This window comes from Marinomonas lutimaris (genome assembly GCF_019426345.1).
In the GTDB taxonomy this organism is placed as follows: domain Bacteria; phylum Pseudomonadota; class Gammaproteobacteria; order Pseudomonadales; family Marinomonadaceae; genus Marinomonas; species Marinomonas lutimaris.
In genome coordinates this window covers 19,433-42,733 of the sequence record NZ_JAHLLW010000002.1, presented here as the reverse complement: position 1 = coordinate 42,733, position 23,301 = coordinate 19,433, and the positions used below count along the sequence as shown (strand labels likewise).

The following is a 23,301-nucleotide window of genomic DNA, read 5'->3' as shown; positions in this document are numbered from 1 at the left end:
ACAAGATTTCAGGCTTAGCACAGGGGGATACGCGTTGCTCCGCTTAGACTTACGGAAACTTTTTTTATTACTTACTATCGCAGCTGTGCTACTCACATTTGCCAATAGCTATTATGTGACCTACCAAGTTCAAAAACAGTTACTGATCGACTCAACTCTTGAAGCCAATCGTGTTTACGCAGCTAAACTAGCAGAAACCACCAATAATTTTTTACAAAATGCTCAAAAGCAATTAGCTTACAGTGCAAATATTTTATCAACAGATTTTGATAACGAAGCACTTCTAGAGTCAGAAGCCAAAAGACTATATCAGCAATCAAGCTTCTTTAACTCTGTTTCAATTATTAATTCAAAAGCAATTATCACGACTGTTTTTCCACTTACAGTTCCTGTGAAAGGACTCTTATTACCAACTGAAGCACGCCAATCCTTTAATACTCGAAAACCAATAGTAGCAGATCCATTTCTATCGCCTTCTGGCAGTTATCTAGTCAGTATTTCTCATCCTATTTATACAAAGAATCGCGAATATTTAGGCTATATTGCGGGCACCATTTACCTACACCAAAACAATGTATTCTTTAACCTACTCGGCCAACATCCTTACAGTGACGGTTCTTATATCTATGTTGTAGACCGACACAAAGAAATAATTTATCACCTGCATAAAAATCGAATTGGAGATCATGTTCAAAACAACCCGGTTCTTAATGCCTCCATAGACGGTAAATCAGGCAGTGCTCGCGTTATAAACTCATTAGGTATATCTATGTTAGCTGGCTATGCACATATCGAACGAGCTGGCTGGGGAGTCATTACACAACGTCCTTTTGATAGTGTTATGGCTGAATTAGATGTGCAATTAACGGAAGTAATTTGGAGAAGCTTACCCGTATTACTATTAACACTTTTAGCTATTTGGGTCGCCAGTATATTTATTACAACGCCTTTACAAGCATTAGCGCACCACGCTAGCAACATGCACGATACTGATGCCGAGCATAATATTTTAAATATTAAATCTTGGTATTTTGAGGTTTATGAACTTAAACGCGCAATTCTTCGCGGTTTAGGCGCCTTGAATAACAAAATCAATCAACTAAATATAGACACTAATACCGACCCTTTGACAGGTTTGTACAATCGTCGCAGCTTAGATCAGATATTAGAACAATGGCGGGAAATTAAACAAAGCTTTGCTGTAATTGCGTTAGATATCGACCATTTCAAAGTAGTTAATGATCTGTTTGGTCATGATGTAGGCGATGAGGTTTTAAAGCAGTTGAGCTGGCTAATGAAAGAGACCTGCGATAAAAACGCGATCATTTTTCGTAATGGCGGAGAGGAATTCTTAATCCTATTACCATCGACTAAACAGTCTGATGCGCATCTTTTTGCGGAGAAATTGCGTGTAAAAATTGCACAATATGAAATACCTATAGCAGGTAACATCACTGTTTCCTTAGGCATTTCATATTGGGATAGCAATAGCAACGATACAATTAAAATAACGCTCAAGAAAGCGGATATCGCTTTGTATCAAGCAAAACGACAGGGCCGAAATTGCTCTATCGTTCACAGCTAATTATCTAGTCTTTTTAAGGCTCGGCCTCTCGGCTCATCACCTTCATAAAGCACAATATCAGAATGCAAAAACTCGGCCGCCTCAGCGGAGCCTTCTACTTTAACTGCACTACGCTCTAACATTTCAGCTTCAAACTCGGTGAGAACACTTGATCGAATACCCGCTTCGCGCCACTGAGATTTTGACCAGCAGCCTTTGGATATTTCCCGAGCCAAGGCCAACGCATCCAACAAAGCCTGATTCGCCCCCTGACCTTTGAATGGACTCATCGGATGAGCCGCATCGCCAATCAGTGTCACTTTATCGCCTTTCTCTAGTAGTTCTGCAGTAAGTAATTCTCGGTCGTAAACCGGATAACCTGACACTTGTGCCGCTTGAGTAGCCGATAGAATCTGAGGAATAGGATCATGCCACTGAGTTCTGCGACAGGCTTCGTCTTTTAAAGCCTGAACACCTTGAGCACTCAAGGCTTTCGCGTCCTCTTCTGACATAGGGAAACTCAGTTGCCACATCACAGAATCAGCGTCATAAGGCATAATATAAATGCGTTCATTGCCATTAGCGGTTTGAAATACCGTTGCCGAATCTAACAAATCGTTCTCAAGACCATCTAAATCGGCCAAGGGGCAAATCCCCAAAATCACGATACAACCAAGATAGCGTAGAGGTGTTTTTTCCTCACCAATCAATAAACGGCGCACCGCACTGCGAATACCATCCGCACCAACAACAAGATCCGCCTTAGCGTGAGTTAACTCACCATCCACCAAAAAGCTGAGATAAACATCATCCCCCTCTTTAAAATCAACTAACTGATGCCCCCATTGTACGACATCGCGCCCACCTAACTGTTCAAGCAAGGCTGAGCGTAAAGACTGACGAGCAATGTGAATATTGGTTCGCTTTGGAGAGGTTGTCGCATCGGACTGCAGCCATTTTCTCATGCCCCATTCACCGACAACTTTCCCTTCCGGCGTATGAACAACGTGTCGAGTTGAAACCACACCTTTTTCTAACGAGAAAATGCCAAAGCCCTCAATCGCCTTGCTAGCTTGCTGCAAGGTCAAACCATAACCTTGCGAACGAGCATCAAAGCCGTGATCACGTTCATACAGCGTGAAAGGAATGCCGCGATGCAGACAAGCAACGGCCAAAGCTACGCCGCCTATACCGCCACCAATAATAGCAACATGAGGATATTTTTCAGTATCTGGTTCAGGGTAACTAACAGAGGCAACCAAACCTGAGCCAGCACAATTTGAACAGGATTCAAGATGCCCTTTAGGCCGAACTGGAGCTGGCCCTTCGCCTTTCAATCTTTCAAATTCGCTCAACTCTTTTAGATAAAGCAAACGTACTTTTTTGCGCAACCTACGGCTTCTTTTACCACGCCCCTGACATTCTGGACAAGCTGTCCAACTCCTAGCTTCACTTACCACTTGATTAATTTTCCACTTGATGTGCTTTAAAAAAAGCTAATGATGTCGTCTTTCTATAAAAGAAATAGTAACCGATACAGTGGATAGGAGCCTAAAAGAAAAACCAGAATAAGGACTTAATTACTATGATAGTTATTATACTTCTGAAAAATTGACTATATTAAAGTTCTACTTAAATAATGGCAGGCTCATAACTAAGCGCTTTTGTCTAGAATCAAAACGACACGTTTACATTCACTTTTAATTTTATCTTCCACAACTTCCGATGCTTTATTAACCGACTGCACACAAGTATGAGAGTAGAAGCGTATTGATGATGCCAGCACAAGAGCCAACGCTATAGAACCGATTGTTAGTAGCACCCTAAAGCCAATTATAGGAGTAAACAGCACCTCAGGTTTAAGAACATGTACGATGGCCGCATCCACCTTACTCACCAGATACCCTGAAACAAAGAGACCTAGGCCTGCAGCATATTTTGAAAATTGAGTTTCTTGTCCTTCATAGGGCGTGACTAATATCCCAGCTAGCCAACCTACACAAGTTCCGACTAACATTAAAGCGAGGTTAATCGGCAAATCATGTGACTTCTCTTGAAAACGAAAAGCCAACCTCAACGCACCAACATACAAAACAATCACAGCGCTCGACGCAATAATCAAGTTAGGTTCAAAATTTGACATGGCATCACCTTCCAACACGGCCTAATTAACATTAACCAATCGCCAACACTATGAAGGGTATTCATGGCAATCAGTTAAATCATAGCATTTCTCATAAATTTCACCGGAAGCGGAGCAGCAATGAAGGGTTGCTTTAACAGGAACAAGTACCATATTCACGATATCTAATTCCAAAGCCCCAATATTTTTATCTGAAGTTAAAAAATGAGGTCTTTTACCATTCGGCATTAGATATTTTGTGTCATCATGGTAAAAATGCTTCGCCATAGCAGAAGCCAAAGACAAGCCGACATTACCACCAACAGGTGAATTACAGGCAGCACTACTACAAAATTGCCAACATGTTACATTTTGATCTGCTAAATGCTGCCTGCGCAGAAAGCCATAATGCACATCGCCACTAAAAATAATGACATGCTTTATGTCAGGCGTTCTCAACAAAGCATCCTGTAAATTTTTAAGTGCTTTTTCGCTCGCAATCCACGGTTCTCTATCAGAAAAAGCCTTAAGCTTTGTTAATAGCGGACTAAGTTGAGCAGCCTCAATAGCATTAAAACCATACATTGGCGTAGGAGAAACCAATATTAACGCGGATGTTTTTGGCAAAAGGGCAAGTTTTTCGCCTATAGCATTAAGCTGTTGCTCAGACATCAACTCAAGGTTATCACCATCATAAACTCGCTGGGTCCGAGTATCTAATACCAGTGTTGGTGGTGTTTGCTCTAATAAATATCCCCAATACTTACTAAATAGCACTTCTAAGGGTTTATGATTTTCCTGAGTAGGATGCTTTGCTAAGGCCGTGATATTTTGCTGCATTGTTGGACTAAAATCATCAGGCTGATTCCCCCAATGCTGACAAACAACGTAGGCAGACAAAGCATTAACATAAACCTGTTTGCCCAACCAACTACTAGAAAGATTATGTTTATTTTCCTCTGTTAAATTCCAATCATCCGTCACGTCATGATCATCAAACATCATATACACACTAATGTTAGCCAACGCTTTACGAACCTGACTCGTTGCCGTAAGCACGAATCGTTCCAAAACCACTTTTTCATTTTCGTATTGCATAGAACTATAATGATATTCCCTATCATCTTTACGTCGTAGCGATGTCAGTCTGGGCTGTAGCGCTTTGTATTTGGCAAATCTTTGCTTAGGTAAACTGGCACCAAAACTGAATAAATACATGCAAAAGTATTCAGAAAAGCTAAAAAGATGGGACCTTTTCTCTCCTGAAGTAAAACCAAATTTTCGTTTAGCCTTACGCCACCGACCATCTAAATGCATTTTATCTGGATCAAAAGAGTCATTTTTATCGGTATACATCATTTCATGGGGCAGACCTAAAGCCTCTCGAACGGCTTGAAAAGATTGCAGTAATATTGGCGACACATCATCCGCATAAATTTGATCGCCTGTAAGATACAGCTGACTAGGCCTTGTCTCTTTGCCTAAAGCATCTTTGAGTAAATCAGCCATTTCAGCCAAATGATCAATACCTTGTTTATCGTGAGGTTTACGGCAAGACGCTTGATAAAGATAACGATGTTGCTTGGGTATCATCACACTTGGTAGTTTTTCTCCCTCTAAACAAACCAGTTGATTAAGCCCTGTTTCTACCAAGCCTTCGCCATCTACAATGACATCATAATAAATAACTTCATTGGAGTCTGATGGTGCTATGGTGGCTGATAGCATTACAGCAAAACAGGACGAGCCAAGCTGCACAACACGACGTGACACCTCAGAAGCAATATTATCAAGGCTCTGTAATGATGAATAAACAGCGAGGTTTATCTCATTAAACTCATGATCTAAAACTTGCCATATATTAATTTTTTCACGAGTTGTATGCCTAACCATTGGCCCGCAGATAATTGCCATAATAAATCACCCTATTTTCCAATCAGTTCAAATTCATTTATTAACCTTCAGTCTATCTAATAATTTAATATACAATGCAGCGCTGCTTTCATGTGCTTTATAAAAGCTATCAATCGTTGCTTTTGGTGCAGATTTTCCTACTTGCTTGCTGTATTCAAGATAATAAGTTTTTGCATTCAAACAAAATAATTCGACTTGATCTTCGTTACTTTTTCCACAGCTCGCCAACTCTCCTTTTCCGACGACATCGAAATAATTTTCTTTAACAGATGCCGCAGAACCATTGCCAGTTGGACGACAACTTTCATCATATGCATTTTTTAGATGCTCGTAAGAGGCTTGTAAACTAGGATCAGTACTACTCTTAATAGCTTGAATATTTGCGCTCATGGATTGACATGAATCATCATCAGCCACTGCGCTACCAGCTTGCTTCATTTGCTTATTTCGAACCACTTGAAGCGCTTCTTTATTTGCCATTAAAAGATTGGGGGCATAGATGCGTCGCTCAACAACGGAACGCTTAGCTGGATCTGATATCTGGGACGTTTGAGCTAAAGATTGTTTAAGTGCAGCAAGATTATTTTTCTCACCATCTTGGCTCCAAATATCTTTAGTTGTGGCTGTCATCACCTGAGCCGCATCATTAGCTGATATACCTGATGAGACTGCCATACCGCCAATCACTGCTGTCGCAAATACTTTGCCAAATAGCCCATCATCATCGTTAGCACTTTTATTAAGAGTACCGCCACCCTGACGAATCAAGTTAGCCGCTCTTGAACCTTCACCACATTTATTAATTGCATAATCTAATGTGCTGTATTTTCCAATTCTTGGAGAATAGGCATCCGCACCGTGAGAAAGTAAATAACTAATCGCATCGGCATTGCAGAATTGAGCTGCATGCATCAATGCTGTCATACCATTATCATCGCTATAATCTATATTCGCTCCAGCAGCTAATAATATTTCCATCTGCAAAATAGGATCGGACTTGTTGTAGTGCGAAAAAATTCGATGTAATGGGGATTTACGCGATGAAGTAGAACTTCCCGTTGTTACAACATTTGGATTTGCACCCGCTGCAAGTAAGTCCGCCATCGCAAACGTACGACCTCGTTCAGCAGCAATCAATAATGGTGAATTGGCGTCAACACCAGACCCAATATTACTCATTATCTTGGTTTTATATTCAACGTCTGCACCTGCTGCAATCAATAGTTGAATAGCTTCTACATTACCAACTTTAGATGCTTCCCATAAAAAACTTTCACCATTAATCAAACGACCATTAGGATCAACACCAGCAGCTAACATGGCGGTAAGCATAGCAATACGATTCTTATCTATCGCTTCTCCGACTGCCCCCGCTTGTATTCCAGACACACCCACGGTCGACAATAATCTAGATAACTCATTATCAAAGGCGACTTTATCTCCTGATATAACCGTATTTTTTAATATAGAAAATGATTCAACAGGTGCTACATAAGTTTTTCTGGATGAACATCCAGATACAACAACACAAAGAAGTAAAATTTTTGTCCATAACTGCCAATTTCTGATCATGTAAACCTCGTATACCTACTGACTTAAATCCACATCATTTAAAAACGCTAAGAAAAATACAATAAAATGCTTTATTTACAAATATAAACATCAACTTTATTTTGGTCATACCCTATATAGGGTAAGTTCTGATTTATATCGTCCTCTGATAGGAATACATACAAAATGAAAGAAAGCACATTACTGGATTTAGTCGATATGATTTATGAACGCGGATTTGAGCATAGAGATTGGGACACTGTCCTAGAAGTACTCTGCAAAACAATCAAAGCAAAAAGCGCTGGACTGTTCTTTATTAAATTTAATAAAAATGTTTATCGAGTCTTGGGAAGTTATGGTGTACCGAGTGATTTTTCTCCTGAATACCAAGAAAAATTGGGCGTACATGATGCAACTGGAACCATCATGAAAGCTTTACCCGAAGGGACCGCGCTTGGAGCAATCGATCATAAAATATCAAAAATAGATCATCCAGAATTTTATCAAAAATTACTATTACCTAATAATGTCGGCTACATAAGCGCTTTAAATATTTGCAACAATACGGAATACTTCGTTGGCATTGGCATTCATAGAGCGATGGATCAAGAACAATTTAATGACAAGGAACTAGAGGTATTAGCACGACTTTACCCTCATTTTCGTAGAGTATTTTATTTCTCTGACACCCTTGAAAAACTGTATGAAAAAAAAGAAGTGCTTAGCAGTGCATTAGCTAAAGTTCCGCTTGGCTTAATTGCAATCGATACTGATCTGAAGGTTCATTTCATCAACGACTTAGCAACATCTTTAGTTAATAAAGTATTTGGCCTTCATATAAAAAACAAACAATTATTCACTGACAAGACATCATCCCAAAAAACACTTAAATCAAAAGTACAAAACATTCTTGACGGCAAGATTTCAGCGACTTCGTTACAATTAGAAAATAACAACAATATGACACCGTTATCAATAACGATTACCAACTCAAGAGCGCAGAGTTTAGATATTTTAAGAGATAAAAACCAAACATCAAATATTGCTTTGATGTATATTTCTCATCCTGACCTTTGTTCACACATGTCACAAGAAGTACTAAAAGATGTTTATAATTTAACAACTTCTGAAACTCAATTAGCGCTAGCCTTAACAAACGGCTTATCCCTACAAGACTACGCAGGCTTGAAAAGTATCAGCGTGCAAACAGTCAGAAGCCAACTAAAAAGTGTGTTTAATAAAGTGCAGGTAAACTCACAAACAGATCTTGTTCGCACTCTGATTATGAGCTCCTTCAATATCTTAAAATAACCTCAACCAACGCCAAATTTCATATTAAACTTACCACGCCCCTGACATTCTGGACAAACCGCCCAATTCGTCTTTTCATCTTCCAATTTATTTACTTCTTCTTTATGTAACCTGATTATGACTTTCGCTTTCAGAACGGAATCTAGTAACCAATCCAAGGAATGCTGTGGCAAATAGTACAATTGTATCCATGCGTTTTACTATTGCTGTAACAATTTAATGCGAAAAAATTAAGATTCTTTTCAATGACATCCGACTCATACACCGATTTTCAGCCATGAAACCTTAGAGTACTGGCGCCATGCGGTCGTGTAAGTAAAAAAGTGCTGCTACACTCTTAACCAACATCAATTTATCAACACATCACACTGTAGAGGTTTTTTAAGCTATCTGTCTAATAATCAAAGGGGAAAAAAATGAACAACAGTTTCGACACCCAGCAACAGATCACTGTTAATGGCGAGCAATTTCATATTCATTCCTTGAAAGGGCTTGGAGACAAAGCCAAGCAACTGCCGTTTTCTTTAAAAATATTACTCGAGAATCTACTACGTAACGAAGATGGCGTTAATATTAAAGAGCAAGACATCCAAGCGTTATTAGATTGGGATCCTCAAGCGAAACCCTCCTCCGAAGTGGCTTTTACCCCTGCCCGTGTTGTCATGCAAGACTTTACCGGCGTCCCTGCCATTGTCGATTTAGCCGCCATGCGCGATGCCATGGAAAAGCTGGGCGGCGATCCTGCAAAAATAAACCCGCTATCACCAGCCGAACTGGTTATTGACCACTCTGTACAAGTCGATGGTTATGGCAATGCAGCGGCATTTAATTTAAATAGCAAACTGGAATACGAACGAAACCAAGAACGCTATGAGTTTTTGCGCTGGGGACAAACCGCCTTTGATAACCTGAAAGTCGTGCCACCAGCGACAGGTATTGTTCACCAAGTAAACTTAGAATATTTAGCTCGCGTGGTATTTAACGAAGAGCGTAATGGCAAAAAGTTTGCCTACCCAGACACACTAGTGGGCACTGATTCGCACACCACCATGATTAACGGCTTAGGCGTGCTTGGTTGGGGTGTAGGCGGCATTGAAGCCGAAGCCGCAATGCTTGGACAACCGATTAGCTTACTAATCCCTCAGGTCGTCGGTGTGAAATTAAGTGGCCGCCTACCTGAAGGCACCACAGCAACAGATCTCGTTCTTACTGTCACTGAAATGCTTCGTAGCCATGGTGTGGTTGGGAAGTTTGTCGAATTTTACGGCGACGGCCTTGCCGACTTACCACTTGCCGACAGAGCCACTATTGCGAATATGGCACCAGAATACGGCGCAACCTGCGGGATCTTCCCTATTGATGATGAAACCATTAATTATCTTCGTCTAACAAACCGCGATGAACAGCAGCTTAACCTCATTGAAGACTACGCAAAACACCAAGGCCTATGGCGCAATGATGGCGATGAAGCCAACTATACCGATAAACTTGAACTTAAATTGAATGATGTTGTACCTAGTCTCGCCGGCCCTAAACGACCACAAGACAGAATAGCTCTTGATAAAGCGGGTGACATTATTCGAGATCATCTAAAAGGCTTTCAAGACGAAAGAATGACTCGTCAAAATAAAAGCAGTGAAGAACAAGCCAGAATAGAAGGTGAAGGCCCAGCCATTCATCCTGATGAATCCGTTGATGAAGCGCCAATAAAAGGCGCAGCCGTCGTCAACTTTAAAGGCCAAGAATTTGAATTGAATGACGGTGCCTGTGTGATTGCTGCCATTACCAGCTGCACCAACACCTCAAACCCAAGTGTTATTTTAGCGGCAGGCTTAGTCGCTCAAAAAGCCAAACAACTGGGTATAAATGTCAAACCTTGGGTAAAAACCTCATTGGCGCCAGGCTCTAAAGTCGTGACCGACTATTTAGAAAAAGCCGGATTAATGGATGATCTAGAAAGTCTTGGCTTTAACCTCGTCGGCTATGGTTGCACCACCTGTATTGGTAACTCTGGCCCATTAGCGAATGAGATATCCGACGCATCCAAAAACACAAACTCATCGTGAGTTCTATTTTATCTGGTAATCGAAACTTTGAGGGGCGTATTCACCAAGACGTGAAAATGAACTTTCTGGCCTCTCCTCCCCTTGTTGTCGCCTACGCCATTGCAGGCCGTACCGATATAGATGTCTACAAGGAGCCTCTAACGCAAGACGCGAACGGTAAAGACATTTACCTGAAAGACATTTGGCCTAGTGTTAAAGAAGTCAGCGATCTCGTTAAAAACACCGTTACCAAAGACATGTTTGCCAAAAGCTACGCCAACGTATACGAAGGCGACAGCCACTGGCAGCAAATTCAAATACCAGATGGTAAACTTTATGACTGGAACAACGCGTCCACCTACATCAAAAAAGCCACTTTTTTTGATGGCATGAGCATCGATCCTCCGGGCATTCCAAGCATTAAAGGTGCTCGCTGTTTAGCCAAACTGGGCGACTCCGTCACCACCGATCATATTTCTCCAGCGGGTTCGATTAAGGCCGACTCTCCAGCCGGTTTGTATCTGCAAGAACACGGCGTAGAAAAAGCGCAGTTTAATTCTTATGGCTCTCGCCGAGGCAACCATGAAGTTATGGTACGTGGGACTTTTGCCAATGTAAGACTAAAAAACCTACTGGCTCCTGGCACAGAAGGCGGTGTTACTCGCACTCAACCTGACAATAACCTAGCCAGTATTTACGATGCGGCAGTGAAGTATCAAGAAAATAATACGCCACTTATTATCTTAGCGGGTAAAGAATACGGCACTGGTTCATCGCGGGATTGGGCGGCTAAAGGCTCATTATTGTTGGGTGTAAAAGCTGTAATTGCAGAAAGTTATGAACGAATTCACCGCTCTAATTTAATTGGTATGGGCGTTTTGCCCTTGCAGTTTAAAGACGGTGACAGCCATGAATCGCTCGGTTTAACAGGGCAAGAGCAATTTGATATTAATGAGCTGCACGACAAAACCGATGAAGTTACCATTGTGGCAACCAATAGCGACGGAAAAGAAATACGCTTTAGCGCAGATGTAAGAATCGATACACCTAAAGAGTGGGATTACTACAAACATGGCGGTATTTTACAATACGTATTACGCGGCATGCTCAACTAACCTGCCCTGCATTACCTATAGAAATATACCGCTCTATATTTAGAAACAAACTCCATCAGCCTAGCTCAGTAATGAGCTAGGCTGACTTACTTATCATTCACAAGTTTATCTCTGAAAATCAAACTTTGGTTTGGCCAATTTTCTTAACCATATTAACGCTAACGGTTTCATAACCCATTTCAGCGTATAAGTTTTGTGCGGCATTATTGTGAGAAAACACATGTAAGCCAATATTAACGATATTATGCGTTGCCGCAAAATCTTCTATTTCCTTTAGAGCAAGCTTGGCATAACCCTGACGGCGATGCTCTGCCTTGATTTCTAAATCGTAAATAAACACCGTACTCGTGGTGCTGCTGTTCTCTAACGACAGCCATATCATACCGACTGTCTCATTCACTTCAGGTACTTTCATTTCAAAAAAATGATTGTTATCTGTTTCTATACCACGCGGTAACAGTCTTTCGATATCACGCCTAGATCGAGTTAATGATCCTGTTTTCTGCCAGCGGCCAGATTCCACATTTTCTCGTGCATACTGTACGATCAGCTCTTCGATATAAGAAGCAAAAAAGGGCTTTGACATTGACACCAAGAAAGACATAACGACTCCAATTCATACTAGACAAAACAAACTCACCTATTCAGTATTCATCATTTTTACAAAAACAGAAGCTTTATTTGCAGCATTTAGTCACCAAGTAAAACCCAACCCCTTGCTATTACTGGCTTCTAAAGGTGAGAGACTTGGTTTTCTCTTCGACTATTCCCCAACGGAATTTATCAACCCAAGCAACGCTGGCGTCTACACCACAGAAAACCTAGCACGCATGGCAGAACAGCTGAAACCAAACGGCGTATTCGCAAGCGTCGACTCCCACCTATTGCCCCTTGACAACCCGTTTCAAAGCGGACAATCAACTAACTCGGTTTATGTTTGTGTGAAGGAGTAAGGCAACTCTTACAAGTAACATGGCCGCTAGCCCCTAGTACTTATTCACTATTCGCCCCACCCTCCCCGACAAATTCAATAACGCGCTCAGAAAATTTCGTAATTGAAGCAATCACCTAAACAAACAATCATTCGTAGGGATAAAAAATAACAATAGTCTGGAGTTCTGATATGAGCGATTTTTTCAAAACTGTGCCCGTTGTCAAATACGAAGGCGCGGATTCAAGCAACCCTTTTGCTTTCAAACATTACGATGCGAACAAGATGCTAATGGGTAAAACCATGGCAGAGCATTTACGCGTGGCGGTGTGTTATTGGCACACGTTCTGCTGGCAAGGTAGCGATGTCTTTGGCGCGAATACTTTTGATCGCCCTTGGTTTAAAGCTGCATCAGAAATGGAAGCGGCAAAGCTAAAAACCGACGCGGCGTTTGAGTTTTTCACAAAGCTGGGTGTTCCCTACTACAGCTTTCACGATGTGGATGTCAGCCCAGAAGGCCGTTCAATCAAAGAATACATTAATAACTTTGCGCAAATGGTCGAGGTTCTACAAGCAAAACAAGAAGCCACTGGCATGAAATTATTATGGGGTACAGCCAATGCCTTTTCCAACCCAAGATACATGTCTGGCGCAGCGTCCAACCCGAATCCTGAGATCTTCACTTACGCGGCGACTCAAGTGTTTCACGCGATGAATGCCACCAAAGCACTCAAAGGTGAAAACTACGTTCTATGGGGCGGCCGTGAAGGCTATGAAACCCTATTGAATACCGATCTAAAACGCGAGCGCGCGCAGCTTGGTCGATTCATGCAAATGGTGGTTGAGCACAAATACAAAATTGGTTTCGAAGGCACTTTATTGATCGAGCCAAAACCAGCGGAACCTACTAAGCATCAGTACGATTACGATACTGCGACGGTATATGGCTTCTTAAAAGAATTTGGCCTTGAAAAAGAGATCAAGGTCAACATTGAAGCCAACCACGCGACCTTGGCGGGTCACAGCTTCCATCATGAAATCGCCACGGCTTGTTCCTTGGGCATTCTTGGTTCCGTCGACGCCAACCAAGGCGACGCGCAACTCGGCTGGGATACAGACCAATTCCCAACCAGTGTAGAAGAGTACACGCTTGTTACTTATGAGATTCTAAAGTCTGGCGGTTTCAAAACGGGCGGTTACATGTTCGACACCAAGTTACGTCGTCAGTCGATGGATCTGGAGGATTTATTCCACGGTCACATTGGCGCAATGGATACCTTGGCGTTGTCATTAGAACGTGCGGTTAAAATGATCGAAGATGAAAAATTGGCGAACATTGTTGATCAACGTTATGCGAAATGGAACGACTCTTTGGGTGCAGACATTTTAGCTGGCAAGCATACTTTGCAAGACCTTGCGGCATATGCTGAGAAAAATAACATCGATCCTAAACCAGTTTCTGGTCGCCAAGAAATGCTAGAAAACATGGTGAATGGCTACATCTTTAAATAAGAGTTCAAATAAGCCGTTAGATAAAAGTTAAACAGCTTAAAACTAAAAAACACAGGCCAACGAAAGCTGACCTGTGTTTTTTATTACTTAATTTTACGAAAAATATTAAGAAAAGATCACACCTTTCTTCAATAGAAAGCAGCCGTAACCTCGGCCTTCGCCAGTCACAACAAAAGCATAGGCTTGTTTAGCCGCTTCGTAAAAAGCAAAGCGCTCTAACGAGCCCATTTCAGCGTTATCACTGTCAGCGGTTTTTAGTACAGCAGCGAACTCTTGCTGTACTTCTGGCATCACCGATTTGTCTTCGCCAACCACTTGCATACGCGTCACTGGTTGATCAACGAAAGTATCTAATGGCAATACCGATAAAATCGCCTTGGCAGCTTGAATGACATTCACGCCATCTAAGCGAATAACGGGCTTTCCAGCCGCCATAGAAGCCGCAGGAAAGTTACGATCAACCAAAACGATATCATCACCGTGGCCCATGGTGCGTAACACGTTCAGTAATTCACCACTTAACAAAGGATCTATATTTTTTAGCATGTTTTTTCCCTAATTACAGATAGGCTGAAAGCAAATATTGATAATCTATTTTTGCTGCACGATGGCGGCTTTATGCTGCAAGCGACTTTGTTTTTGATCGATGATGACAGCTAGAATAATCACCACACCTTTAATCACCATTTGCCAAAATTCACTCACGCCCATCATCACCAAACCATCGGCCAAAATACCAATAACAAAAGCGCCAATTAGCGTGCCCATAATGGTGCCGCGGCCACCAGCCAAAGAGGTTCCACCTAATACCACTGCGGCAATGGCGTTCATTTCAAAAGAGACACCTGTTGCAGGGTGGCTCGCGACCAATTGCGAAGATACAACGATGCCCGCAATCGCTGCACAAAAACCTGAAATGGTGTAAACCCAAACTTTGACGCTGCGAACTTTCACGCCAGACAATTCGGCAGAATGTTCGTTGTCACCAATGGCAAAAACATGGCGACCAAATTGCGTTCTTTTCGCGATGTAGGCAATCACACCAGCTAGGATAAACATCATCCAAATCGCGTAAGGCAGACCCAATAATTTAGCAGAACCAATCAATTCAAAACCCGTATTGCCAAGTTGTTCATTTCCAGACAAACCGGTAAAAGTTTCACCACCAGACAACAACATGGACGCGCCACGAACGATATACATGGTGCCCAAGGTACAAATGAAAGGCGCGACGTTATAACGCGTTATCAAGATGCCATTTATCGCGCCAATCAAGCCACCGATAACCAAGACAATAGGCACAACCAACCAAACGCTTGGGAAGATAGCAATGCCAAACATTGGCAACACGATCCCTTTGGTAATCAACCAACCTGCGACCATGCCACAAAAACCCAGAATCGCGCCGATTGAAAGATCAATGCCTGCAGTAATAATGACGAAGGTAATACCAAGTGCCAAAAAGGCGTTGATGGCAATATGCTTAACCATGATGACCACGCTACTTGCCGCCAAAAAGCCCGGTACCATGAAGGTGAAGAACGCCAGAATTAAAAATAACGCAATAAAGGTTCGCATTTTTAGTGCAAGTAATAACAAGCTTTCGCCAGAGAAAACAGACGATTGTTGAGATGCAGTATTTTGAGAAGTTTTCATATTAAAGTCCTTGCGCGCTTGCTGACACAAGTGCAGATTCTGTTGCTTCAGAACGAGCGATATTGGCGGTTAATTTGCCTCCGGACATCACCAGAATGCGATCAGAAACAGCCATGATTTCTTTGAGGTCGGAGGTCGAAAACAACACACCAATCCCCTGTTCAGATAGCTTTACCATCATTTCAAACACATCGCCTTTGGCACCAATATCAATGCCGCGAGTTGGCTCATCCAATAACAAAACTTTCGGACTGGTTAACAAGGTTCGACCAATCACCACTTTTTGTTGGTTGCCACCGCTTAATGCTCGTATTTCAATATCAGGAGAAGACACCTTGATAGACAAATCACCAATGGCGGACGTTACCGCTTCGGCTTCGGCTTTGTCATCAATCGAAAAACGATGCTTAAGTCGACGCCATAAGCTAGAAATCGTCATGTTATTGCTCACTGACGAAATGGGGAAAATGCCGTTCTTTTTACGATCTTCAGGAACAAGACAAATCCCATAACGAATGCGATCACTGGTATCCATTTTGGCTGGCACTTTATGTCCTGCTATCTCGACCTCGCCAGAGTATTCTTGTAAACCAAGTAGACATTCCATTAGTTCGGTTCGACCTGCGCCCATGAGTCCATAAACGCCAACGATCTCACCGGATTTCACATCCATTGATACATCATCAACCAAAGTAAGACCCATTTCGTTGATCAGCTTGATGTTTTTTACGTCTAGTACTGGCTTGCCAAATTCACGACCCGGTTTCAAGAAATTAGACACAGGGTCGCTACCCAACATCTCTCTGACAATCCACGGCACATCGATGTCTTTGACTTCCGCTTCAGACTGAAAATGCCCATCACGTAAAATCGTAATGTGATCGCCGATCGCCATTAACTCTTCTAAACGATGGGAAATATAAATAATAGAAACGCCCTGAGCGGTTAAGTCTCGAATGACTTTAAACAGCAACTCGACCTCGGTTTTACTCAGCGCAGACGTCGGCTCATCCAGAATCAACACGTCTGCTTCATCAGCCAAGGCTTTGGCGATTTCAATCAACTGCTGCTGGCCAACTTTCAAGTTAGACAGCAATTCTGATGGTGCGATGTCTTGATCAAGGCGCGCCATTAGTTCAGCCGTGACTCTATGTTGCTCAGCGGTATCAAGCGGCATCAGACCATGCTGTTTTTCTCGTCCCAAGAAGATATTTTCAGCGACGGTTAAGTTGCCAAACAAATTCAGCTCTTGGTGAACCATACCAATACCTTTGGCAGCCGCATCACGAGTATGCTGGAAAGACACGGCTTCATCGTTTAGATAAATGGTGCCTTTGCTTGGCTGCTGAACACCCGCCAGAATTTTCATCAAGGTGGATTTACCCGCGCCATTTTCGCCGATGATGACGTTCACTTTGCCGCGATAAACTCGGTAATCAACTTCGTTTAACGCGATAGTGCCTGGGTAAATCATGGAGATTTTTTCAGCGCGAATGACGACGTCTGCGTTAGCTTGGCTCATCATTTGCCTCCACGAGTAATCTGTATTGGCACAGCATCGCTGATGGTATTTTGATCTATGGTAATCGCTGCAATGACCGTGGCTTTTTCGCCTATCCAACTAGAATCTGGCTCGCCAACCGATGCCATGGCACGATTATTAAACTCTCGTGAGATTTGAGCGAAACGAATCTGGTTTTTAAAATCATCGAACAAAACGTATTTAGACGCGTCACGAATGGCATTGCCTTTGATGATGCGACCAACTTGCAGATCGATATTGGTATCGCCCACTTTAATCGTTATCGCACCTCTCATTTTGCCTAAATCAACACTTTCGATAGTGCCATCTAAACGGACAAAAAAGCTTTGCTTGGTGTTAATTTGCTGCGCATCCAACTGGGATTTAATACTTTCCCATGGGGTGAACTCTTGTGTCGCTTCAGGGAAGACTTTTGGCTCCCAAAGCTGATCGGCCACTTCAGACAAACTGAAGTCTGCGAAGCTAACGACGGCATTAGGGTCTTTAGGAATAATAGGATTGCCGTCAGCGTCTAAGTCCGTAACGGTACAGGCTGTCAGCAAATTAAGGCACGCAATGAGCCCGATAAATTGAAAGAGTTTTTTATAAGACATAATGATACCCAAGGAGCCGAAGCTCTCAAAAATGAGAGCTTCGAGTCAGGTTGTTATTTTTTTAGAGCGAAGTTGCTTAAATTTTTCGCATTAGAACTATCAATCAATACACAATCCATTAATTGTTTTTCTGGCAATCCTGTTGAGCCGGTACGAATGTATAGATCTGCTTGTTCAGCAACGCGTTGTGCCTGAGCGTAAGCTGGCTGCATGATGGTTGCCTTGATGTTAGAGCCTTTAAGAATGGAATCACGCGCATAATCTAGGCCGTCAAAACCTACGATGAAAACATCTTTACGGCCAGCTGCTTGCAATGCGGCCTCTGCACCCAAAGCCATAGAATCATTACCAGTGATCACGCCTTTGATATTTGGATTCGCTTGTAAAATTGACTCCATACGGCTGAATGCTTCAGTTTGGCTCCAGTTAGCAGATTGGCGAGCAACCATCTTGAATTCTGGGAAGTTATCAAGAATGTCGTGGAAACCTTCGCTACGTACTTGCGCATTGGTGTCTGACTCTGGTCCCACCAGCTCAACGTATTGACCACCGTCGCCCATCAACTCGGCAAATTTTTCACCTGCAAGCTGAGCACCTTGGAAGTTATTCGATACGATTTGAGTGACAGCGATACCAGTTTTATTGATTTCACGGTCATATAAGAAAGCTGGGATACCGGCTTTTTTCAAACGCTCTAGTGAACCAATACTTGCGTCTGCATCAGCATTATCCAAAATAACCGCTTTGGCTTGACGAGCAATCGCTGTTTCAATCAATTGGTTTTGTTTATTTACATCACCGTCATGAGAAGCAACCAAGGTGTCATAACCCAATTCTTTTGCTTTCGCATCCGCGCCTTCAGCACCAGCTTTAAAAAATGGATTGTCATGAGATGGGGTAATGATGGCAATCAAACCGTTACTAGCCAAAACGCTGGTACTAGCCAAGGTCAATAATGTTGCGGCAAGGCAAGATTTCAAGAAGGTTTTCTTTTTCATTGTATGTCTCCGGTATGCTTATTTTTATTAAAATATTCGAATAGCAAACGATTGCGTAATCGTTTGCTATTTTTATATTAAGCGTATGGAGCTTGTCAATAAATTCTTGACCGATAAGAAAAAAATCATATTTATCAAACGGTTAAGACAATAAAGGCATGAACATATGGTGTAATTTAACTACAAAAAATCAAGCAACTGAATTATAAGGACTTTTCTGTATAAAAAGACTTCTTACAAGCTCTATTCTCAATCTTAAAACGAGTTTTTCGTCTAAAACCGAGCAGAGACTTCAAAAAGCTGAAAGTAAAATACACAGAAAATAACAAGAAATCGGAGCTATTTTGCAGAAACAGCAGCTACCGACGAACGAACCACCAAGTTCGGCTCCAACATAATCATTTTGCCTTCTTGACGAGGATTCTCAATCCGCTCAATCATAGTGCTGATCGCTAATTCGGCTAACCGCTCTTTGGGCTGATTGATGGTGGTTAGCGGCGGACTAAAATAAGCAGAATACATACAATTATCATAGCCGATGATAGACAATTGCTGTGGAATTTTAACACCAGATAATTGTGCTTCACTCATAGCCCCCATCGCCATGGCGTCATTACCAACAAACACCGCGCTAGGTAAATTCTGACAAGATAATAATTGGCGCATCCCTAATTTACCGCCTTCAAATTCGAAGTCAGATTCAATCACCCAGTCGTCTTGAATGGCCAGATTTGCTTGTTCCATGGCTTCAATAAAACCGTCTAAACGCTGCTTCGCGGGCAACTTTTCTAACGGACCACCAATGTACGCGATGCGTTTATGGCCTTGTTCAATTAGATGCTGAATCGCCAAATGCGCGCCTTTCACCGAGTTATCTTGTATACGATCCACATAATCGTCAGATGGACCCCAATCCATGACAACCATAGGCAAATTACGCTGTCCGATCAAAGAGCTAAACAGCGAATCATCATAGGCGGAACACATAACCAAAATGCCATCAACACGTTTTTGCGTCAGCATTCGCAGGTAAGAATTGGTTTTTTCGAGCTCACCATCGGTATTACAAAGCACAAGGTTGTAACCTTCTCGGTAACAGCACTTCTCTACTTCGTTGACTAATTCGGCGAAAAAAGGATTCAAGGTGGTGGTGACTAACATACCAAGGCTTTTAGTATTTTTTACCTTTAAGCTGCGTGCCACCGCACTCGGAGCATAATTCAGCTCTTCAGCGGCTTGGAAAACACGTTCTTGTGTCGTCTTGGCTACAAAACGCGTTTTATTCAAAACATGAGATACGGTAGTTGTCGATACACCAGCCCGTAACGCAACGTCTTTGATTGTTGCAGACAAACTTACACTCCCCTTTCATGAATCGTTTTGATTGAATTGTTTAGCCGCCAAGTTTTCCAAACAATGATAAATAGATCAAGCGCTTACCGCTCGTCTTTATCAGGAAAACAACCACTTAGAATCTAATACCATTTCAGGAAGTATACTTAACGACATCGATAAAATGCATCAAGAGTTTTTTCTAATGTCTGATTTGCCTATTTTTTTGGGCGCTCGATTTTGGAAAATACCATTTAAGATTCTTTACCAAGACGCGATGACACTCGGTATTCCCCTGGCGTCATACCCAAGTTTTTGCGTGACACTGTGTACATGTATTGCACCGATGGATAACCACAGGTTCGGGCTATTTCATCGAACGGCAAATTGGTTGAAGTGATCAATTCACAAGCTCGGTAAAACTTGGTCATGTGCAGTTGTTCGTGCATTGAGCAGCCAATTTCGTCGATAAAGCGGGTTTCTAGGTTAGTTCTTGATATACCAATGTAATCCACTACTTGCGCCACTTTCACTCCTCGGCACGCATTGTGACGAATAAAATGCATGGCTTGAATGACATAAGGATCGTGCAAAGCACGATAATCAGACGATTGTCTTTCGGTAATGCCAATTGGATCTACCACTACCAGTGAGTCTTCAACGGAAAAACCTAACAACATACGATGCAGCATTTTTGCTGCTTCATAACCCATTTGCTTACTTCCTTGTTCAACAGAAGACAAAGCAGTTCGGTTTAAGTATCTCGCCATGCTTTCGTTATCGATCCCAACAATGGCAACTTGTTCCGGCACGAGGATATTCAGATGATCACAGACTTGTAATAAATGACGTGCGCGGGAATCCGTGACGGCAATAATGCCAATGGGTTTAGGAAGATCAGTCAACCATGTTTCTAGCTCGTGTTGAGCAGTTTCCCAGATTTCAGCCGATGTGCAGAAACCTTGATGGACATGAGGTTCAAATCCGTCAGAGCGAACTTGCTCCACAAACGCATGCTCTCGCTCACTGGCCCAACGACTGTAAACCGTACTTGGTAAGCCATAAAAGGCAAACTGAGGCAGCCCTTTGCGTTTCAAATGCTGAAACGCACAACGCACTAATGCCGCGTTATCCGTCGCCACATAAGGCAAACGAGGGTAATCTTTTTTATGATGATAAGAACCACCAACTGCCACGGTTGGAATACTGGTATCTTTTAAGATTTCTTCGACTTCTGGATTATCAAAATCGGCAATAATGCCGTCCCCTTTCCAATGCTTTAGCGCATCAAGGCGAGAGCGGAAATCATCTTCAAAGTAAACATCCCAGTCACATTGCGCGGCTTGTAAATACTCACCAATGCCTTCAATGACTTGTCGGTCGTAAACCTTATTAGCATTGAACACCAGATTAAGTCGGTAGCGTTTCTCAAACATACAAAAGCGTCTCTAATTTTTATTTTTGCTGGCTCGATAATACTCTCTGAGAGTCCATTAGTTCTAGAGAATGATAAAAATCAGAAAAGGAATGACAGAAATCGTAATGAAAGAAAGTTTTAATAAAAGAGCTGCGTCATAAGACACCGCTCTTACTGATTAAAGCCCTTTTAATCTTTGATATAACGCCTGAAAACGTTCGCGTTTTTCGGCATATAGAGCAGCACCTGTCTGGTTCGGCAGATAACGCTTAATTAACGCGGGTTTTGTACATACTTCGCTTACTGTCTCTTGACCTTGATAACCTATCGCCGCCAGTCGGGCAGCGCCTAATGCTGGGCCAACTTCACCACCTTCGCGATAATCCATTGGCACATTAAACACATCTGCCAACATCTGTAACCAATAAGTACTTTTCGCACCACCTCCAATAACATCAATACTTTCATTGATATTTTGTGCAGAACGTACCGCGTCTAAGCCATCTAGCAAAGCAAAAGTCACACCTTCCAGTACTGCATGAACAAGATCCGCTGCGGTGGTTTCATGGGTCATTCCCCAAAATACACCTTTCGCATTGGGATCATTATGTGGTGTTCTCTCTCCACTTAAATACGGCAAAAAAGTGAGGCTATTGTCGTGATCCATTCGATTTTCAGCCGCTAATAAAGCGGCTTCTACACTGCTAAACTGAGCTAATTTCGTCACCCAATTAATACAACTCGCGGCGCTCAACATCACCGACATAGTGTGCCAAGTATTAGGAATAGCATGTCCAAAACTGTGCAAAGCGGCGGCTGGATTGGCCGTAAAACCATCACTTACTGCAAAAATAACTCCTGATGTACCAAGCGACAACATGGTTTGCTCAGGCGATATAATCCCCATACCCACAGCGCCAGCGGCGTTGTCGCCACCACCCGCCACAACAGGAACAATCGGCATAGACCAGTGTTTTGCTAAATCGTCATAAATCACACCAGTGATTTGAGATCCTTCAAATACGTTTGGCATTTGCTCTGCCGTTAATCCTGTGGCGCTCAACATGGTGTCACTCCAAGAGCGTTGTTCCATGTTTAGCCATAAGGTACCAGAGGCATCGGATACATCGGTCGCAAACTCGCCCGTCATGCGAAAGCGCAGGTAATCTTTTGGCAACAGCACTTTCGCGATTTGCCCAAAAATCTCTGGCTCGTGCTGTTTTACCCAAAGCAACTTAGGCGCGGTAAAACCTGGCATGATCAAATTGCCGGTAATCGCCTGCACTTCTGGGCAGCGCCTTTGTAATAACAAACATTCTTCATGGGAACGACCGTCATTCCATAAAATCGCAGGTCTTAATACATCGCCTTTTTTATCCAATAATGTAGCGCCATGCATCTGGCCCGATAAGCCAATGGCTTTAACGCCCTGCAAATCATGCTCTGCCGCTAACTGCAACATGGCTAAGTCCGTGGCTTGCCACCAGTCTTCTGGGCTTTGTTCTGACCAAAGATCAAATGGTCTAGATACTGACAAAGGCGATGAGCAGCTGGCTGTTACCTGACCATCTTCAGCCATTAAAATCACTTTGACACCTGAGGTGCCGAGGTCGATACCTATATACATTAAAAAATATCCTTCATCTTGTTAATCGTCATAATTATTGCTAAACGACTTCTGTGGATCTTGTAGGTCA

The 23,301-nt window shown here is 42.5% G+C and carries 16 protein-coding genes and 1 pseudogene; 4 read left to right on the top strand and 13 right to left on the bottom strand.

What is annotated here, in order from left to right; all coding sequences use genetic code 11:
- Positions 1 to 34 precede the first annotated feature (34 nt).
- Entirely contained in the window at positions 35 to 1,585 is a 1,551-nt protein-coding gene (locus KPL72_RS03130; RefSeq protein ID WP_219701837.1) for a sensor domain-containing diguanylate cyclase, read from the top strand.
- Here the strand turns inward: KPL72_RS03130 and KPL72_RS03125 are convergent.
- The 4 genes from KPL72_RS03125 to KPL72_RS03110 form a co-directional block, all read right to left on the bottom strand.
- A complete protein-coding gene (locus KPL72_RS03125; protein WP_249422081.1) occupies positions 1,582 to 2,955 on the bottom strand; it encodes an FAD-dependent oxidoreductase in 1,374 nt (457 codons plus the stop codon). The genes KPL72_RS03130 and KPL72_RS03125 overlap by 4 nt on opposite strands.
- Positions 2,956 to 3,218: 263 nt before the next feature.
- On the bottom strand, positions 3,219 to 3,707 hold the full coding sequence (locus tag KPL72_RS03120; protein ID WP_219701835.1) for a hypothetical protein: 489 nt from the start codon (positions 3,705 to 3,707) through the stop codon (positions 3,219 to 3,221).
- A 48-nt stretch (positions 3,708 to 3,755) separates the two neighbouring features.
- Complete coding sequence (locus KPL72_RS03115; protein ID WP_219701834.1) at positions 3,756 to 5,600, bottom strand: alkaline phosphatase D family protein; 1,845 nt, start codon at positions 5,598 to 5,600, stop codon at positions 3,756 to 3,758.
- Between the two features lie 33 nt (positions 5,601 to 5,633).
- Positions 5,634 to 7,172 (bottom strand): ankyrin repeat domain-containing protein, encoded by a 1,539-nt coding sequence (locus tag KPL72_RS03110; protein ID WP_219701833.1) that lies wholly within the window; start codon positions 7,170 to 7,172, stop codon positions 5,634 to 5,636.
- Between the two features lie 165 nt (positions 7,173 to 7,337).
- On the opposite strand from KPL72_RS03110, the gene KPL72_RS03105 reads away from it, so the two are divergent.
- Together KPL72_RS03105 and acnA are read left to right on the top strand one after the other, a co-directional pair.
- Entirely contained in the window at positions 7,338 to 8,462 is a 1,125-nt protein-coding gene (locus tag KPL72_RS03105; protein WP_219701832.1) for a helix-turn-helix transcriptional regulator, read from the top strand.
- Between the two features lie 416 nt (positions 8,463 to 8,878).
- Positions 8,879 to 11,622: pseudogene (gene acnA / locus KPL72_RS03100) on the top strand (aconitate hydratase AcnA).
- 118 nt (positions 11,623 to 11,740) lie between these two features.
- Here acnA and KPL72_RS03095 read toward each other — a convergent pair.
- On the bottom strand, positions 11,741 to 12,226 hold the full coding sequence (locus tag KPL72_RS03095; protein ID WP_212918576.1) for a GNAT family N-acetyltransferase: 486 nt from the start codon (positions 12,224 to 12,226) through the stop codon (positions 11,741 to 11,743).
- A gap of 519 nt (positions 12,227 to 12,745) precedes the next feature.
- Here KPL72_RS03095 and xylA point away from each other — a divergent pair.
- Positions 12,746 to 14,065: a xylose isomerase gene (gene xylA / locus KPL72_RS03090; protein ID WP_219701831.1), complete on the top strand. Its 1,320-nt coding sequence runs from the start codon at positions 12,746 to 12,748 to the stop codon at positions 14,063 to 14,065.
- Positions 14,066 to 14,170: 105 nt separating this feature from the next.
- On the opposite strand, the gene KPL72_RS03085 is transcribed toward xylA, so the two are convergent.
- From KPL72_RS03085 to xylB, 8 genes are all read right to left on the bottom strand, one after another.
- The gene (locus KPL72_RS03085) at positions 14,171 to 14,611 is read right to left on the bottom strand and encodes an RbsD/FucU family protein (RefSeq protein WP_219701830.1); all 441 of its coding nucleotides are present in this window, start codon (positions 14,609 to 14,611) and stop codon (positions 14,171 to 14,173) included.
- A gap of 45 nt (positions 14,612 to 14,656) precedes the next feature.
- Positions 14,657 to 15,721: an ABC transporter permease gene (locus KPL72_RS03080; protein ID WP_219701829.1), complete on the bottom strand. Its 1,065-nt coding sequence runs from the start codon at positions 15,719 to 15,721 to the stop codon at positions 14,657 to 14,659.
- A 1-nt stretch (position 15,722) separates the two neighbouring features.
- Positions 15,723 to 17,243, bottom strand: coding sequence for a sugar ABC transporter ATP-binding protein (locus KPL72_RS03075; protein WP_219701828.1), 1,521 nt, complete (start codon positions 17,241 to 17,243; stop codon positions 15,723 to 15,725).
- Positions 17,243 to 17,857, bottom strand: coding sequence for a DUF2291 family protein (locus KPL72_RS03070; RefSeq protein WP_219701827.1), 615 nt, complete (start codon positions 17,855 to 17,857; stop codon positions 17,243 to 17,245). Before KPL72_RS03070 ends, KPL72_RS03075 begins: the two co-directional genes overlap by 1 nt.
- Positions 17,858 to 17,910: 53 nt before the next feature.
- Positions 17,911 to 18,855: a D-ribose ABC transporter substrate-binding protein gene (locus KPL72_RS03065; protein WP_212918570.1), complete on the bottom strand. Its 945-nt coding sequence runs from the start codon at positions 18,853 to 18,855 to the stop codon at positions 17,911 to 17,913.
- A 339-nt stretch (positions 18,856 to 19,194) separates the two neighbouring features.
- Positions 19,195 to 20,208, bottom strand: coding sequence for a substrate-binding domain-containing protein (locus tag KPL72_RS03060; protein ID WP_219701826.1), 1,014 nt, complete (start codon positions 20,206 to 20,208; stop codon positions 19,195 to 19,197).
- Positions 20,209 to 20,441: 233 nt separating this feature from the next.
- Entirely contained in the window at positions 20,442 to 21,623 is a 1,182-nt protein-coding gene (locus KPL72_RS03055; protein ID WP_219701825.1) for a XylR family transcriptional regulator, read from the bottom strand.
- Between the two features lie 159 nt (positions 21,624 to 21,782).
- Positions 21,783 to 23,231 (bottom strand): xylulokinase, encoded by a 1,449-nt coding sequence (gene xylB, locus KPL72_RS03050; RefSeq protein ID WP_219701824.1) that lies wholly within the window; start codon positions 23,229 to 23,231, stop codon positions 21,783 to 21,785.
- Between the last annotated feature and the right edge of the window lie 70 nt (positions 23,232 to 23,301).